Origin of the sequence: Streptomyces sp. NPDC001549, assembly GCF_042894025.1 — a bacterium.
Taxonomy (GTDB): Bacteria; Actinomycetota; Actinomycetes; order Streptomycetales; family Streptomycetaceae; genus Streptomyces; species Streptomyces kutzneri.
Window position 1 is genome coordinate 75,984 of record NZ_JBIAVJ010000026.1, and the last position, 15,155, is coordinate 91,138.

18 protein-coding genes are annotated in these 15,155 nt (G+C 68.9%); 8 read left to right on the plus strand and 10 right to left on the minus strand.

Annotation, left to right across the window (positions count from 1 at the left end; all coding sequences use genetic code 11):
• The first annotated feature begins 3 nt into the window (after positions 1 to 3).
• The gene (locus ACFY04_RS33355) at positions 4 to 1,941 is read left to right on the plus strand and encodes an APC family permease (protein WP_389122622.1); all 1,938 of its coding nucleotides are present in this window, start codon (positions 4 to 6) and stop codon (positions 1,939 to 1,941) included.
• Between the two features lie 75 nt (positions 1,942 to 2,016).
• Positions 2,017 to 2,190: a hypothetical protein gene (locus ACFY04_RS33360; protein WP_237545442.1), complete on the plus strand. Its 174-nt coding sequence runs from the start codon at positions 2,017 to 2,019 to the stop codon at positions 2,188 to 2,190.
• A gap of 248 nt (positions 2,191 to 2,438) precedes the next feature.
• Here ACFY04_RS33360 and ACFY04_RS33365 read toward each other — a convergent pair whose 3' ends face one another.
• Positions 2,439 to 3,113: a helix-turn-helix domain-containing protein gene (locus ACFY04_RS33365; RefSeq protein WP_389122625.1), complete on the minus strand. Its 675-nt coding sequence runs from the start codon at positions 3,111 to 3,113 to the stop codon at positions 2,439 to 2,441.
• Between the two features lie 183 nt (positions 3,114 to 3,296).
• Between ACFY04_RS33365 and ACFY04_RS33370 the strand changes: the two genes are divergently transcribed.
• Entirely contained in the window at positions 3,297 to 4,487 is a 1,191-nt protein-coding gene (locus ACFY04_RS33370; RefSeq protein ID WP_389122627.1) for a cytochrome P450, read from the plus strand.
• A 205-nt stretch (positions 4,488 to 4,692) separates the two neighbouring features.
• Here the strand turns inward: ACFY04_RS33370 and ACFY04_RS33375 are convergent, their stop codons facing one another.
• Positions 4,693 to 5,472 (minus strand): MerR family transcriptional regulator, encoded by a 780-nt coding sequence (locus ACFY04_RS33375; protein ID WP_389122629.1) that lies wholly within the window; start codon positions 5,470 to 5,472, stop codon positions 4,693 to 4,695.
• 6 nt (positions 5,473 to 5,478) lie between these two features.
• On the opposite strand from ACFY04_RS33375, the gene ACFY04_RS33380 reads away from it, so the two are divergent.
• Complete coding sequence (locus ACFY04_RS33380; protein ID WP_389122631.1) at positions 5,479 to 5,763, plus strand: hypothetical protein; 285 nt, start codon at positions 5,479 to 5,481, stop codon at positions 5,761 to 5,763.
• Positions 5,764 to 5,857: 94 nt separating this feature from the next.
• Here ACFY04_RS33380 and lysA read toward each other — a convergent pair whose 3' ends face one another.
• Both lysA and ACFY04_RS33390 read right to left on the minus strand, forming a co-directional pair.
• The gene (gene lysA / locus ACFY04_RS33385) at positions 5,858 to 7,192 is read right to left on the minus strand and encodes a diaminopimelate decarboxylase (RefSeq protein ID WP_389122633.1); all 1,335 of its coding nucleotides are present in this window, start codon (positions 7,190 to 7,192) and stop codon (positions 5,858 to 5,860) included.
• Positions 7,193 to 7,205: 13 nt separating this feature from the next.
• Positions 7,206 to 7,568, minus strand: coding sequence for an SAV_915 family protein (locus ACFY04_RS33390; protein WP_389122635.1), 363 nt, complete (start codon positions 7,566 to 7,568; stop codon positions 7,206 to 7,208).
• 296 nt (positions 7,569 to 7,864) lie between these two features.
• On the opposite strand from ACFY04_RS33390, the gene ACFY04_RS33395 reads away from it, so the two are divergent.
• On the plus strand, positions 7,865 to 8,428 hold the full coding sequence (locus ACFY04_RS33395) for a universal stress protein (RefSeq protein ID WP_389122637.1): 564 nt from the start codon (positions 7,865 to 7,867) through the stop codon (positions 8,426 to 8,428).
• Here ACFY04_RS33395 and ACFY04_RS33400 read toward each other — a convergent pair.
• The 4 genes from ACFY04_RS33400 to ACFY04_RS33415 all read right to left on the minus strand — a co-directional run bounded on the left by ACFY04_RS33400 (position 8,356) and on the right by ACFY04_RS33415 (position 11,836).
• Entirely contained in the window at positions 8,356 to 8,691 is a 336-nt protein-coding gene (locus ACFY04_RS33400; RefSeq protein ID WP_389122639.1) for a YnfA family protein, read from the minus strand. The two genes, ACFY04_RS33395 and ACFY04_RS33400, sit on opposite strands and share 73 nt — an antisense overlap.
• 302 nt (positions 8,692 to 8,993) lie before the next feature.
• The gene (locus tag ACFY04_RS33405) at positions 8,994 to 9,194 is read right to left on the minus strand and encodes a DUF5988 family protein (protein ID WP_326586582.1); all 201 of its coding nucleotides are present in this window, start codon (positions 9,192 to 9,194) and stop codon (positions 8,994 to 8,996) included.
• 171 nt (positions 9,195 to 9,365) lie between these two features.
• Positions 9,366 to 10,316: a 1-phosphofructokinase family hexose kinase gene (locus ACFY04_RS33410; protein ID WP_389122641.1), complete on the minus strand. Its 951-nt coding sequence runs from the start codon at positions 10,314 to 10,316 to the stop codon at positions 9,366 to 9,368.
• 1,043 nt (positions 10,317 to 11,359) lie between these two features.
• On the minus strand, positions 11,360 to 11,836 hold the full coding sequence (locus ACFY04_RS33415; RefSeq protein WP_189970037.1) for a cupin domain-containing protein: 477 nt from the start codon (positions 11,834 to 11,836) through the stop codon (positions 11,360 to 11,362).
• 512 nt (positions 11,837 to 12,348) lie between these two features.
• On the opposite strand from ACFY04_RS33415, the gene ACFY04_RS33420 reads away from it, so the two are divergent.
• The 3 genes from ACFY04_RS33420 to ACFY04_RS33430 all read left to right on the plus strand — a co-directional run bounded on the left by ACFY04_RS33420 (position 12,349) and on the right by ACFY04_RS33430 (position 13,799).
• Positions 12,349 to 12,624, plus strand: coding sequence for an isoamylase early set domain-containing protein (locus tag ACFY04_RS33420; RefSeq protein ID WP_326586580.1), 276 nt, complete (start codon positions 12,349 to 12,351; stop codon positions 12,622 to 12,624).
• Positions 12,625 to 12,727: 103 nt separating this feature from the next.
• Positions 12,728 to 12,988, plus strand: coding sequence for a DUF6119 family protein (locus tag ACFY04_RS33425; RefSeq protein WP_326593446.1), 261 nt, complete (start codon positions 12,728 to 12,730; stop codon positions 12,986 to 12,988).
• Positions 12,989 to 13,373: 385 nt separating this feature from the next.
• A complete protein-coding gene (locus tag ACFY04_RS33430; protein WP_158711884.1) occupies positions 13,374 to 13,799 on the plus strand; it encodes a hypothetical protein in 426 nt (141 codons plus the stop codon).
• Positions 13,800 to 13,964: 165 nt separating this feature from the next.
• Here the strand turns inward: ACFY04_RS33430 and ACFY04_RS33435 are convergent, their stop codons facing one another.
• Together ACFY04_RS33435 and ACFY04_RS33440 are read right to left on the minus strand one after the other, a co-directional pair.
• On the minus strand, positions 13,965 to 14,606 hold the full coding sequence (locus ACFY04_RS33435; RefSeq protein WP_326586578.1) for a DUF305 domain-containing protein: 642 nt from the start codon (positions 14,604 to 14,606) through the stop codon (positions 13,965 to 13,967).
• Between the two features lie 76 nt (positions 14,607 to 14,682).
• A complete protein-coding gene (locus ACFY04_RS33440; protein WP_389122644.1) occupies positions 14,683 to 15,108 on the minus strand; it encodes a DUF6153 family protein in 426 nt (141 codons plus the stop codon).
• Between the last annotated feature and the right edge of the window lie 47 nt (positions 15,109 to 15,155).

Consider the following 15,155-nt stretch of genomic DNA (forward strand, 5'->3'; position numbering starts at 1 on the left):
ACGATGGCCACCCCGGCCCGCTCTTCGCGCCTGCGCGCGTGGATGCTGGAAGGCTTGACCGCCGAGAACAGTTCGCCCGCCGCCAAGGAGGCGGCGGCCCAGCCCCACGGCCGACCGTGGTGGCGGGTCATGTGCCTGACGGGTCTGGACTACTTCTCCACCCTCGGCTACCAGCCCGGCATCGCGGCGCTGGCGGCCGGGCTGCTGTCGCCGCTCGCGACCATCGTGCTGGTCCTGCTCACTCTCTTCGGCGCGCTACCGGTCTACCGGCGAGTGGCCGAGGAGAGCCCGCACGGCGAGGGCTCGATCGCCATGCTGGAGCGGCTGCTGACGTTCTGGAAGGGGAAGCTGTTCGTCCTGACCCTGCTCGGGTTCGCGGCGACCGACTTCCTGATCACCATCACCCTCTCGGCCGCGGACGCTACCGCGCACCTGGTGGAGAACCCGCACCTCACCAGCACGTTGCACGGCCACGAGGTGCTGATCACGCTCATCATGATCGCGCTCCTCGGGGCTGTGTTCCTCAAGGGGTTCAGCGAGGCCATCGGCGTCGCCGTCGTCCTCGTGGCCACGTACCTCAGCCTGAACGTCGTCGTGGTGGCGCGCGGCTTGTGGGAGGTGGCCGCTGAACCCCATGTCGTCACCGACTGGACCGAGGCACTGACCGCCGAGCACGGCAACCCGCTCATGATGGTCGCCATCGCCCTCATCGTGTTCCCGAAGCTCGCGCTCGGCCTGTCCGGCTTCGAGACCGGCGTGGCGGTCATGCCGCACGTCAAGGGCGACCCCGAGGACACCGAGGACAAGCCGGCGGGCCGGATCCGCGGTGCCAAGAAGCTGCTGACGACCGCGGCCATCATCATGAGCGTCTTCCTGATCACCAGCAGCTTCATCACGACGCTGTTGATCCCACCAGCCCAATTCCAGCCAGGTGGTGAGGCCAACGGACGAGCCCTGGCTTATCTGGCGCACGAGTACCTGGGATCGGCCTTCGGCACGGTCTACGACATCTCCACGATCCTGATCCTGTGGTTCGCCGGGTCGTCGGCGATGGCCGGTCTGCTGAACCTGATGCCGCGCTACTTGCCCCGGTACGGCATGGCCCCGCACTGGGCCCGCGCCCTGCGACCGATGGTCATCGTGTTCACCCTCGTCGCGTTCCTGGTGACCTGGATCTTCAACGCCGACGTGGACGCGCAGGGCGGCGCGTACGCCACCGGTGTCCTCGTCCTGATCACCTCGGCCGCGGTCGCCGTGACCATCGCCGCCCGCCGGGCGGGGGAGCGCGGCTGGACCATCGGCTTCGGCGTCATCTCGGCCGTCTTCATCTACACGACCGGCGTCAACATCGTCGAACGTCCCGACGGCGTGAAGATCGGCGCCTGCTTCATCGCCGGCATCATGGCCCTCTCCCTCCTCTCCCGTCTGGCCCGGGTCTTCGAGCTGCGCGTCACGCACATCGAGTTCGACGACATGGCCCAGCGGTTCATCCGCGACACCGCCAACCGCACGATCCGGTTCATCGCGAACGAGCCCGACAACCGGGACCTCGCCGAGTACCGGCAGAAGAAGGAACAGATCCGCGCGGACAACGACATCCCCGCCGGGGACGACGTCATGTTCGTCGAGGTCACCGTCCTGGACGCGTCCGAGTTCGAATCGGGCATGCGCGTACGCGGCGAAGTGCTGCACGACCGCTACCGCGTCCTGACCCTGGAGAGCTCCAGCATCCCCAACGCTCTGGCCGCCCTCCTGCTGCACGTCCGGGACGAGACCGGTCAGCGGCCGCACATCTACTTCGAGTGGACCGAGGGCAACCCCTTCGCCAACTTCTTCCGCTTCTTCCTCTTCGGCCAGGGCGAGGTCGCCCCCGTCACCCGTGAGGTCATCCGCGAGGCCGAACCGGACCGCGCCCGCCGTCCCCACGTCCACGCGGGCTGACATCAGCGCCAAGATGCCGACAGGAAACCCTCCGGATACTCGCCCCCACGCGGATCCGGAGGGATGCTCGCTGTCGTGACCATCTCCTGGCGCCCCGATCGCGCCGTCCGCCGGACCGTACTCGTCCTCGGGGCGGCAGGCCTGACCGTCATCGCCACCGGCGCGATCCTCGATGCCCTGTGGCTGCTCGGCATCGGGGTCTGGGCGGTCATCGCAGCGATGGTGATCGAGCTCGTCTACCGGCCCTAGCCGCCGATGTCCCGGTTGCGGTAGCCCTCCGGCGTTTCGCGCCGTACAAGGATCCGGGCCGCGCCCTAGTGGACCGTTGCCAACCGCGGGAGGGCGGACGAGCGTCTCAGGGGTCATGCTGTCGACGCCAGCGGGGAACCAGAGGTACCCGCCGTGCCGCTGCGGTGCCGGCCGGTCAGATGGCATGGGTCGGTGACGTTCGGCAGGAACTGGTCCGCCGGCGGACCAGACGGTCCCGCTGAGACCCGTCACGCCAGGAGGCGGCGGCATCGGTCGGCCGACTCCAGCATGTCCAGGCTGACCTGTTCCAGGAACGCGCCCACCTTGGCCAGCCGCTGACCCACGGGGCTCTCGGGCCCGTACGTCTGCGCCGCGGCCGTCGAGGCCCGCGCTGCCTCGAGCGTCTGCCGCGAGCTGATCACGATCGAGTGGTACCAGGCGTCGTCGTCGACCACGTAGATGTCGCGACGCCGCTGCGGATCGCGCTCGCGCCGGACATACCCATGCTCGACCAGGAAGTTCACGGCTACGGAGACGGAGGCCGGGCTGACCTTCAGTCTGCGGGTCAGCTCGGCTGCTGTGCGCCTGCCGTCCTCGGACAGCAACAGGTCGACGTGCACGCGTGCTGTCATCCTCGGCAGTCCCGATCTGACCGCCAGCTCGATGATCTCCTCTTCCATCGTTCCGCCGGGCGCTTCGGCCGCGCGTGGGGGTGCTGGTGTGCCGCGCTGCGCCCGCTGGACCGTAGCCAGCTGCGCCTGCTGGGGCCGGTAGCCGCCGGGACCGCCGTTGCGTGCGATCTCCCGGCTGATCGTCGAGGTCGGCCGGTCGAGCCGCCTGGCGATCTCGGCGTAGGAGAGCTTGCCGGTGAGTCCGGCCGCGATGCGCTGGCGTTCCTGCTGGGTCAACCGTCCTCCAGGCATGCCGCCAGTATTGCCTTCGCCGCCACTCAGTGCAACGCACCATTGCATTCGAGCGCAGCGTCATTGCATCAATTCGGCACTCTTCACCTGCACTTATGCGTTCCAGTGGATTGCAGCAATCCTGAATGCAACGTAGCTTTCGAGTTGTATCAAACACGCACTATCGCGAGGTGAGGAATGGTCATGGATGAATCGGTCCACACTGTTACGACGCTGCCGACGGAGCGTCAGTCCGGCTGTCCCTTCAACCCTCCGGCAGAGCTGATCGACGCCCGCCGGCACGGCCCCATCAGCCGCTACACCCACCCCGGCGGGAAACCCGGCTGGATGATCACCGGATACGACCTGGTCAGGTCGGTCCTGGCCGACCCGCGGTTCAGCTCGCGCAAGGACCTCCTGAACGTGGTCGACTTCGAGATCCCTCCGGCGCCGCCCGGCGAGTTCCTCCTCATGGACGACCCCCAGCACAGCCGCTACCGGAAGCCGCTGGTCGGCAAGTTCACCGCGCGGCGGATGCGACTGCTCTCCGAGCGCATCGAGCAGATCACCACCGACTGCCTGGACGCCATGGAGAAGGCGGGGCCGTCGGCGGACCTGGTGACCGCGTTCGCCAAGCCCATCCCCACCATCATCATCTGTGAGCTGCTGGGGGTGCCGTACGAGGACCGGGCCTCCTTCCAGGAACAGATCGACAAATTCATGAACGGGGAGACGGGCGACGAGGAGCTGATGGCGGCCTACACCGCGACCCAGACCTACCTCGCGGAACTGGTGGCCGCCAAGCGCGCGAACCCCACCGACGACGTGCTCAGCGAACTCACCGACAGCGACCTGACCGATGAGGAGCTGCAGGGGATCAGCCTGATCCTGCTGGCGGCCGGCTTCGACACCACTGCCAACATGCTGTCCCTCGGGACCTTCGCGCTGCTGCAGAACCCGGAGCAACTGGCGGCGCTGCGCGCCGATCCCGCGCTCATCGACCAGGCCGTCGAGGAGCTGCTCCGGTATCTGAGCGTCGCCAAGTCGTTCATGCGGACGGCGCTGGAGGACGTCGAGGTGGGTGGTCAGACCATCGAGGCCGGCACGACGGTCGTCCTGTCGTACAACACCGCCAACCGCGACCCCGAGCGGTACCCGGATCCCCACACGCTCGACCTCGGGAGGGACGCTGGCGGGCACCTGGCCTTCGGACATGGCATCCACCTGTGCCTGGGCGCGCAGCTGGCCCGTGTCGAGATGCGGGTCGCGTTCTCCGCGCTGCTCAAGCGCTTTCCCACGCTGCGCCTGGCCGTACCGGCCGAAGACGTCGCCCTGCGCCCGGAGACCGCGGACATCTACGGGGTGAAGAGCCTCCCGGTCACCTGGGAGGTGTGACCACCGGCCGGTGACGGGAGAGGTCGCGTACGGCCGCCGCGGCCGAGCTGTGGTTGCCGGCCTGCGCGGATCGCGTCCGCGGCGCCGGCTGGGCAGTGAGAGGGTCCTGGCCGCGCTCGATCTGGCAGGGGCTCACGTGCGCGTCGGGAATCGCGACGGGTCCGAGGAGGGACACACCTCGCAGGCCGCTCCGGGGGCGCTCACGTCATGCGTCCAGTCGGGCGCGAATGAGGGAGTCGAGCCGCTCCCATGCCGGGGACGAAGCGTTGACCCGGCTCTGGATGAGGGCGGGGATCTCAGAGCCCGTATCCAGCCCGGGCCGTTCGTCGGGCCCGTAGCGCTCCCGATTCGCCTCGGCGATCCTGCGGGCGAGGTCCTCGAGCCGCGGGTCGTCGGCGTCGAGGTCGTGTGCGTGGTCGTAGCCGAGGAAGAGCCGCCGTAGAGTCGGGTCGGCCAAGATCTCGGCCTGCTCGTGAAACAGGGTGGTCGCACGGTCCGGGTGGGTGGCGAACACGAGGATCCACAAGTCGCGTTGCAGGTCCACCCATCGAGGCGTGAATCCCCATCGGGCCAGATCCTCCAGATGGGCGAAGGCCTCGCCGGGCAGTGGCACCAGACGCCCGGCGGCGAGCCGGCGCAGGCGCTCCTGAGTGTCCTGCAGGCTGCGGATGCGGGCGTCGAGTTCGACGTCGATCTCGCCCAGCGCCTGCCGGAATTCCTCCTCGCCCGCCGCTCTCAGATACCGGATACGAGCGAGGGGGACACCGGCTTCTGTCAGTGTCCGGATCTTGATCAGGTCGACAGCGTCGTTCGCGCCGTACCGCCGGTAGCCGGACGCGTCGCGGTCGGGCTCGGGGAGCAACCCCTTGTCGTGGTAGACGCGGACGGTCTTGATCGACACTCCGATGTAGCCGGCCAGCTGTCCGATGGTGATCACCTCGTCATCGTCCCACTTGACCTTGCCCCAGGGGCAGGGTTGCAGCATGGCGTCATGGAGAACACGAACCCCGATCGGGAGACCCTTCGCGACCTGGCCGACGAGGGCAACGAGACCGCGCTGGACCGGCTGGCCGATCTCGCGGACGCGGCCGGCGACGTCGCGGAGCTGAGCGACCTGTTGGACGAGGGATCCCGGCACGCCGGAATGCTGCTCACGCGACGCGCGGCCGCGGCCGGTGACCTGCGCGAGCTGCAACGGATCTCCGACGCCGGATATGAAGAGGCCGGAACGGAGCTGGAGCGGCTGCTGCGTGCACCGGGCGGTCGTCAGGACTGACGATCCGCCCGGCTGCCGCACCTGCCGCCATCCTGTATCTCACCGTGACGATATGGAGAATCCCAAGCGGCGGCGAACGTGCCCTGACGTGGCCTTAGGCGCCGATGTCCCGGCGCCGGTGGTCCTCCAGGGTTTCGCGCCGGACGAGGAGCCGGGCCGTGTCCTCGTGGACCGCTACGACGGCGGGGCGGCCGACGAGGTTGTAGCCGGAGGCCATGGACAGCTGGTAGGCACCGGCCACTGGTACGGCGAGCAGGTCGCCGGGGCGGATGTCGCCCGGCAGCGGGACGTCGGAGGCGAGGATGTCGCCCGCCTCGCAGTGCCGCCCGACGACGGTGGCCGTACGGGGCCCGGCCGTCGAGTGGCGGCCGACGAGCCGGGGCGCGTACCGCACCCCGTACAGGGCGGGCCGCGGATTGTCGCTCATGCCGCCGTCGACGGCGACGAACACGTTCTCGCCGGTGTGTTTGACGGCGAGCACCCGGTAGAGGGCGACTCCGGCGGGGCCCACGACGGCCCGTCCGGGTTCGACGGCGAGCCGGGGCACGGGGAGTCCCGCGGCGGCGCAGCCGTCGACGAGTTCGGTACGCATCCGGCGGGCGAGCGCGGTGAGGTCGAGCGCGGGCTCGCCGGGCCGGTAGGCGATGCCGTGGCCGCCGCCCATGTCCAGCTCGGGCAGGACCACGCCGTGGGTGTCACGGATGCGGGCCATGAGCCCGATCATGCGGCGCAGGGCGACCAGGTAGGGCTTCACCTCGGATATCTGGGATCCGATGTGGCAGTGCAAGCCGGTCAGTTCGAGCCGCGGCTGGCCCAGGATCCGGGCGACGACGTGCTGTGCGCCGCCGTCGGTGAGGGAGAGCCCGAACTTCTGGTCCTCCGTTCCGGTTCGGATCTTGTCGTGGCCGCCGGCCGAGACGCCCGGGACCACCCGCACCATGACCTTCTGGCGGCCGCCCGGGCCGACGGCGGCGGCGATCCTGGCGATCTCGGACGGGCTGTCGATGACGATCCGTCCCACACCGAGGCGCAGGGCGGCCTCCAGGTCGTGAGGGGACTTGGCGTTGCCGTGCAGCACGATCCGCTCGGGCGGGAACCCGGTGGTGACGGCGAGCTCCAACTCCCCGGCCGAGCACACGTCCAGGCCCAGCCCCTCCGCTTGGACCCAGCGGACCATGGCGCGGGAGAGGAACGCCTTGGCGGCGTACAGCACGTCCGCGTCGGGGAAGGCGTCGCGATACGTCCGGCAGCGCCCGCGCACCTCGCCCTCGTCCAGCACGTAGACGGGGGTGCCGAACCGCTCGGCAATCTCGGTGAGGGAGACTCCGCCGACGGACAGGCCGCCGTGCGGGAGCGGCCTCGTGGACGCGGGCCATACGGACAGCTCACCGGCATCGGCGGGCATGTCCGGGAGAACGGCGATGGTCATGTTCCGCTCCCCTTCAGGCCGCACGGGCCGTGGTCTCGGATACCCGCGTGAGCGGGGCTCCGGCGGGTCCGGCGCCCGCCGCGGTGACCGGGGGCGCGGTGAGAGCCGGGTCCACGGTCAGCAGGGACGCGCCGAGCGGCCGGGCCATCGCACGGAGCGCGGCCTCGGAGAGCCGGATCCAGGGCTGGGCCGTACCGAGCGTGGCGGCCAGCCGCTCCGGGCTGGTGAAACCAACGGCGGTACGGGTTCCCAGCGGGGTGCGGAACAGCCGCACGACGACGTGCGCTCCTCCCGGCCGGGCGGGCACGTACAGAGGCCCGGCCGGGCTCTGTTCCTCGGGCTCGGAGTCGGATTCGTCGTACTGGAACAAGCACATGGGGCCCTCCTCGGGGAACCACGAGTGACAGGTCACGCCCCGGCGCGGGGAGGCGGTCCGGGACGTGCAACCGAAGCTATCCCCGCCCCAGCGCCCCGGCGGCCACCCCGTAACGGGACCCATACGGCCACCGGCCCACTCCATACGCATCACTGACGGCAGGACCTGGAGTCCATCAGCAGGGCGTCAGGGTTGTGGACCTCTCCGCCAGAAGTCCGTGAAGGACATGGCTCCGCCATGCCTCATGGCCTCTCCCTCGGGACCGGTGACTGGACGGCGAGGAGAGGGAACAGGTCGTGCGAAGAGTCGTGGTCGGCGTGACCGGCACCCTGGGGAGTCCGGCCGCCCTGCACAGGGCGGCCGCAGAGGCCCGTGTACGGGATGCGGAGCTGCGGGTCGTCCTGGCGTGGCAATCACCGGGCGGTGAACTCGGCAGCCGGAACGGCCTCAGCCCCTCCGCCTTGGCGGAATGCCGTACCGCTGCCGTCGAAAGACTCCGCGAGGTACTCGACACGGCGTTCCGTGCGGCGAATCCCGGAGTCGCCCTCGCGGGCCTCACCGTACGGGGCACTCCCGGCGCCGTCTTGGTGGACACCGCCCGTGGCGTGGACGACCTCTTGGTCGTAGGCACCGGCTCACGTACCCCGTTGCGCCGCCCCCTGCGGCCGTCGGTGGCCCGCTACTGCCTGGCGCGCACGGCCTGCCCCGTACTCGTCGTGCCGCCCTCGCCCCTGCAGAACGAGCTCGACGCGGCGCACCGACGCAACTGCAACGTGGTTCCGGCAGATCAGTTCCCGCGGGGTGCGTACATGATCACAGCCATGCCGGCGAGGCAGACCAGGGCGCCGATGACGTCGTAGCGATCGGGGCGATACCCGTCGGCGACTACGCCCCAGGCGATGGACCCGGCGACGAAGATCCCGCCGTAGGCGGCGAGGATCCGGCCGAAATTGTCGTCGGACTGGAAGGTGGCCACCACCCCGTACAGGCCCAGTGTGATGACGCCGGCGCCGATCCAGACCCAGCCCTTGTGCTCGCGGATGCCCTGCCACACCAGCCAGGCTCCGCCGATCTCGAAGAGGGCGGCCACGGCGAACAGGGCAACGGAACGAGCGACGGTCATACCGGCTGACCCTACCGATGGCAGCTGCCCGTGATCTCCAGCGGGACGGCGCCCTCCCGGCAACCGCACCCGCCCTCGCCTGCGCTCTTCGCTCCGCAAGAGCAAGAGCGGCGGCTTTGCCTTCGCGCCATTCGTTTGAGCGGCAGCGGCTGGAAGCCGGTCGCGAAGTACCAGGAGGACGGAAGCCGTTGGGGAACGGGTGGACTGGATCGAGGCCGGCGATCCAGTCCACCAAGCGGTGTCGGCCCGCGCATCCCGGCCGCCGTGGTGAGGTACAGGCCGAGCGTCCTCGACCGTCCGTTTCATTCGGCGATCTCTGTCCGTTCCCACCACTCGTAGACCGCCAGTTGTCCCTCCGGGCTGTCCTGGTGCCGCGACGTGTTCTTGAAATGCTCGTACCCGCCGCGGTGTGGAATCTTCAGGTCTTGTCCGGGGTCGGAGATCGGAACGATCCGCTCGGGCAGATCGTCCGGGCCGCCCTCAAGCACTGCCTTGGTCGCCATGCTTCCAGTCTTCCCAACCGCGGGCCCGCTCGCATCACGAGGTCGGCACTGGCGTCGCTTCAGCACCACCGGCAAGGCCCCGCCCCGACGCGGTGACGGGGCAGGGTCGGCTTGTGGGCACGGGGTACGCAATGTGGTGGGGGGCCGACCGAACGGCAGGGGTGGGCAGGGTCAAACGCCCCGGCGCCGAGCATCGGTCTGGGACCTGGTTCTCACCTGGGAGCGGAGGGATCGGGCCACGTCCAGGTCGAAGGGCTCGGTGCTGGGGGTGAGCATCGCTGCGGCGGCTGCGGCCACCCCCAGCGCGCAGGCGCTGACGGGATCCTCTCCGGCGGCCAGCTGTGTGATGAGGGCGGCGACCATGCTGTCTCCCGCCCCGGCGTCGCTCAGGGGCTCGCCGGGCAGCGGCGGCGCGTAGAGCTCGGTGTGGCCGTGGCCGGTCGAGCACAAAGCGCCCAGCTCTCCGAGGGTGGTGACGGCGATCTCGGCGGCCCCTGTCGTGAGCAGGTGCTCGTTGAGGGCCCGGGCGTCGTCGAAGCCGCGGACCGGCCGGCCGGTCAGGCTCTCGGCCTCGGTCCGGTTGCACCTGAGCAGGAACACGCCCTCCGCGAGTGCGCTGCGCAGCGCCGGCCCGGAGGTGTCCAGGACCAGTCGGGATCCGGCTTCCCTGATGCGGCGGGCGGCGACCGCGTAGAAGTCGTCGGGCAAGCCGCCGGGCAGGCTGCCGCTGGCCACGACGTACGGGCAGTTGCCGACGGCCTGCACCAGAGCATCCAGGGATCGCCGCCCCTCGTGGTCGTGCAGGTGCGGGCCGGCCGGCACGATGTGGTAGCCGCGGCTCGATTCGGCCTCGAACAGCACGAGTGCTTCGCGGGTGTCGTCGTCGATGTCGACGGCGACGTGGTCGACGCCCTCTTCGTCCAGCAGTCGGTTCAGGCGCAGGCCGACCTCGCCTCCGGCGGTGTGGACGGCGGTGGCTCGTCCTCCGAGCCGCACGACATGACGGGCGACGTTGATGCCTCCGCCCCCGGCGGCCACCGACCTGACCTGGGCGCGGTTCTTGCCGATGTCCTCCAGGTGCCCGACCTCCCAGCAGAGATCGACCGCAGGATTCATCGTCAAGGTGAGGATCGACGGCTTGGCCGCCCTCTCCGATCCCCCTGCGCCGTCGGTACTCCTGGCTGTGGTGGGTTCCGGCGTCGCGGCCGTCCTCATCGCGGTACCCAGGTGGTCGCGCTGACCCTTTCCCGGCGCACCGTCCGCTGGGCACGGCCCCGCTCACTGCAGACTGAGGAAATCGGGGCCTGTTCCCACGCGCTGCGGTCGGTCCCGACCCCGGCCGCTGCCAGGAACAGTTTCGGCTCCTGACCACGGTGCCGACCGTTGGACGCGTGGGGCCTGGCAATGCCCTCTGTCCTATCGGACAGATGCACAGAGGCCGTTTCCCGCCCCGTGCCGTGGCTGCTTGCGCCTTGGGAGCGGTGACCGTGAGCGCATCGTCGGCCGGAGCCGTACCGACGTCCTCGCTCTTCACCGCCGAGGGGAGCGTGGCCTGGTACCCGCATCGGCCGGAGCGGCGTGTGCCGCGCCCGTGGCGCGCCGAAGAACTGGTGCGTGCGGCCGAAGAACGGGTCCGGCTCCACCGGGCCACCGGTCCGGCGCCGCGCGGGAAGCGTCATCGCACTCACCTCCGTGGACAGCGACACGTCCGACCCGACTTCCATACTGAAACAGCCTGACGTCACCTGCATGCCGGCCCACGGCTGGGGCTGTTCCTCGGCATCTGGATCTACAGGAGCATCGGGTAGGCGGTGACAGCTGCGGCACCCGGGGCAAGAACGTGCGGCCTTGGCCATCTCGTCGTCCAGCTCGGACGGGGACAGCGTTGCATCGGCCTTCTTGGAACGCTTTTGCACTGGGGAACGAACGGTCGAGGCTGTAAGCAGGCCGACGCCCGTTGCGGAGGAACGCGGGCTCCGCACTTTGCGGACAGATCGAGCACCGAGCCGGTCGCTGACTGCCGCAGAGGTACGTCCATGCCTTCAGAGGTCGTGCGGAACGTCGCGTGCCGTGGGGCCAGATGGGTGTACGGGCGGAGGGGAGGAGGGTGATTCTCCCGGCTCGCCTCTGGGCGAGGAACTACTGTCGCGATAAGCCCTCGGTGGTCAGGCGTGCTCGTCCGATGGCTGTTGGTCAGGCTGGGCCGACCAGCTTGCCGGCTCGTCGTCGCCTGAGTCCTCGTCGCGCTCCGCGTCGGCGGCTGTCGCGTGGATCTTGCCCGACGCGTGGTGGACCGGTGCGTATACGGCGTAGAGCTGCAGGGTCTCGTCACCGATGTTGGTGACGTTGTGCCAAGTGCCGGCGGGTACGAAGATTGCCCAACCATCCTCGACCTCCTGGTCGAAGTCGAGTCGATCCTTCGCGCGGCCCATCTGGACGCGGCCCCGGCCTGCGTCGAGTCGTAGGAATTGGTCAGTCTCCGGGTGTGCTTCCAAGCCGATGTCCTCACCCACCGGGATCGACATGAGGGTCAACTGAAGATACTTCCCAGACCAGGCGACGGCGCGATAGTCCGTGTTTTCAAGCGTCGCCTTCTCAAGGTCGAAGCTTTGAGGTTCCGGCCCGATGTCCTTGATGGTCATCTTCTCTCCCGGTCAACGAAGGCGGTACGCGGTACGCGGTCGCGGTCTTGGCCAGCGCACGTCGACATTCGCAGAGCCCTGGGCGTTTCTGGCCACAAGTGCGCGAGCTGCTACCGCACGAGCAACCGGTTGTGACCAGTTGCCGCATTCCGCCGTGCGTGCAGTCGATGACGGTCTTGCCGGCCATGCGCCGACGCGGCACCTCCATGATCGAGTGCTTGTCCGCGCACTCCAGCACAATCCGACTCCTGAATCAGAGCCTGCGTCGTTGCGCGACAACGCACCCCCCGGCACAGCCTGCTGGGCATCGATTATCGGCTCCTGGCGCTACCGCGGAACAGGACTCCTACCCGCCAGGATGACACTTTGCGTGATGTTTCGCGCCATTGGTGTCACCTGGCGTGGTGGGCGAGTGACACCGGGACGCGGGTGGCCGGGTCGGCGTGCGGGCCGTGCGCGCACCACCCACGATGGGCGACGCACCCATCCACTACCGCCCGTCAGGAGCACCCATGCTGGAGCGCACGCTGCGCAAGGACCGCACCGAGGTCACCTTCATCCTTCCCGCCGACAACCCGTCGGGGCCGGTCAGCGTGGTGGGCGACTTCAACGGCTGGCAGCCCGGCGTGCACACGCTCAAGGCCCGCAAGGACGGCAAGCGCGCCGTCACGGTCGAGCTGCCCAGCGAGGGCACCCATTCCTTCCGGTACCTGGCCGCCGGGGACTACTGGTTCAACGACGAGAGCGCCCGGGACCAGGACGGCCCCAACAGCCGCCTCCACACCTGAGCCAGCTTCCGCCGCGACCGGCCCCGGCCGTCGGCCACACCAGCAAATTCAAGGGTGGAGGGCTGGAGATCTGCGATGTCTTGGGCCCTGACGATCAGCTGATCTGCGTCAAGAAGGCCACCTCCAGTACCGCCCCCTCAACCACCTCTTCGCCCAAGGCGTGGTCGCAGTGGAGACCTTGCTGAGCGATTCGGAGGTACGGGCCAAGCTCCTCAAGCAGGTGGCTGCCCAAATCCCAAACCACCGTCTCATCCAAGACTTCGGCACGCTCCGCGTGGTCTTCGGCATCCTGCTGAAGGACGGCGAGGGCATTGCCGTCGACTCGCTCTTCGCCTTCGCTCAAGTCTCGCTGCTGCAAGCGTGACCATCAGGGACCGGCTGACGCCGGCGAAGTGAGAGCTGACGCTCGGCAGGGGGCCGGCTTCGCACTGTGGGCTGTCCGTGCCGCTTGTGGTCACGCGGTGCCCGCCGGTCAGACGTGGCGGTCGCAGTCACTTCCTGACGTCACGTCGTTGAGCAGCCGGAATTCGTGGTCCGTGGCCGCCCGGCACCGCACCTGATCGCCTTGTCGGAGGTTCCCGAGTCCGTACAGTGCGCAGGAGCACCTCCGCCTTGCGATGTCGGGGACCGGACCCGCCGTGTACGCGAGGTGAGGTTCGATTCCGGCCGATTGGCGGATGTTGTCGGACCGTGAGCCCGCATGCATGGCTAGGGTGAATTTCCCTCAACTAGCTTCTTGGAGACGGAACATGCGCATATCAGCCCTGTCTGTCACCGCTGCGGCAATGGCCGCGACGATAGCGGGAGGAGCAGTCCCGGCCGCTGCTGACACGTTGGTCAGTACGGTCAACCTGGAGGCCGGCGCCGGCCTCCACCGCAATTCCGCGACTGTGACCTATGAGCGCGTCGACGGCGCGGTGAACTCGGTCAAGATCATCTCGCTGCAGGCCTTCTCCGGCGAGCCCGACTGCGTCTGGGTGGAGTGGAACGACCCGAAGGACGTGGGGGACGGCTGGACCGCCCTCAATTCAGAGCCTCCATGTCACGGCGGCAGCCTCGGGGAGACGATCAACCAGATCATCAAGGCGCCCAAGGGATATCAGCTCAAGATCCGCCTGGTTGCCTACCACGACGGAGGGATCGAAGTGATCCACAAGGACATCGCAAAGCTCTAACCGGACCGTGCGGAGACACCGGACGCCGAAGGCGGTCCGGTGTCTCCGCACCACCAGAAGACACGGGGGACCTTCGGGCCGGTGCCCGGGTCACTCACACGCCGTGCGTATTGCCCGTGACGGTGTCGGCCGGCAAGGCGCACTCAGGCCATCCACACCGCATGGTCAGCCGTTCTTGAGCATCTCGCGCATCTGGGTGATCTCGGCGGTCTGGGAGGTGATGATGTCGTCGGCAAGGGTCTTGGCCGGGCCGTAGAGGCCTTGCCGCTTCTCGGTTTCCGCCATGTCGATCGCGCCTTCGTGGTGCTCGATCATATGGATCAGGAACATGGTGTCGAAGGCGTTGCCCCGCGCGCTCCCGATGCGGTTGAGGTCCTCGTCATCCATCATGCCGGGCAGGGTGGAGTCGTCATCGCCGTGTCCCATGCCATCCATGCCTTCCATGCCGGAGGGCACTCTCTCGCCCCATGCCCTCAGCCAGCCGGCCATGGCGTCGATTTCCGGCTGCTGCGCCTTCTTGATCCTCTCGGCGAGGGCCTTGACCGCATTGGACGCGCCGTGCGACTGGGCCATGTCGGACATGACGATGGCTTGGCGGTGGTGGGGGATCATCCCTTGCGCGAAGGCGACGTCCGCCTTGTTGTGCTGTTCGGCCTCGGACGGAGCCGGGGCGGTCGTGGAAGTACCAGCAGCGGTGCCGGCAGTGTTTGTACTGTCGTCGGTGCCGCAGGCTGTGAGGACCAGGCCGACGGCGGCCGCGGTGGCTGCCAGGGCCGCACGACGCGGTACGGATCGGTTCGTGTTCATTTCGCTGACTCCAGTGATCGAGTGCGGAGGGAACGGGCACTGTGCGGTCGCGGGAGGCGCACCGCAGGAGGAGTCCCTATATCCGCAGGAGCTGGAGTTCGGCGAGCGACGGCGGCGCCCGCTTTCCGACGGCTTTGTAGGCCGCCGAGAGCAGGTTCGGCACCGGGGCAACGGCATCGGCTTCGTGCTCCGCGCCGGTGATGGGTGCGTTGTCCGGTGCGGTGATGTCGGGGGCGCTGGGCAGGGACGCGGAGGCGCACATCGCGTCCGCGTGGCTGATGTGGCGGCCCGTGTTGTGGTCGTCGTCGGGGCACAGGTAGTGCGGACCGGCATGTGCAGTCGGCACGTGGTGGGACGTGTGCTCGACGGTGACCGGCGACGGCAGAGCGGCCGCAGGGCCCAGGGCGTGCATACCGAGCAGCCCGACTGTGAGGGCCAGGACGAGCATCATGGTGAGCCGCATCAGCACCCGTGGTGCCGTGCGGGGCTCGCGGCCGGTCATATCTCCCAGCGTAGGGCGCGCCCGCGAATGGCGCCCCGGGACAGCCG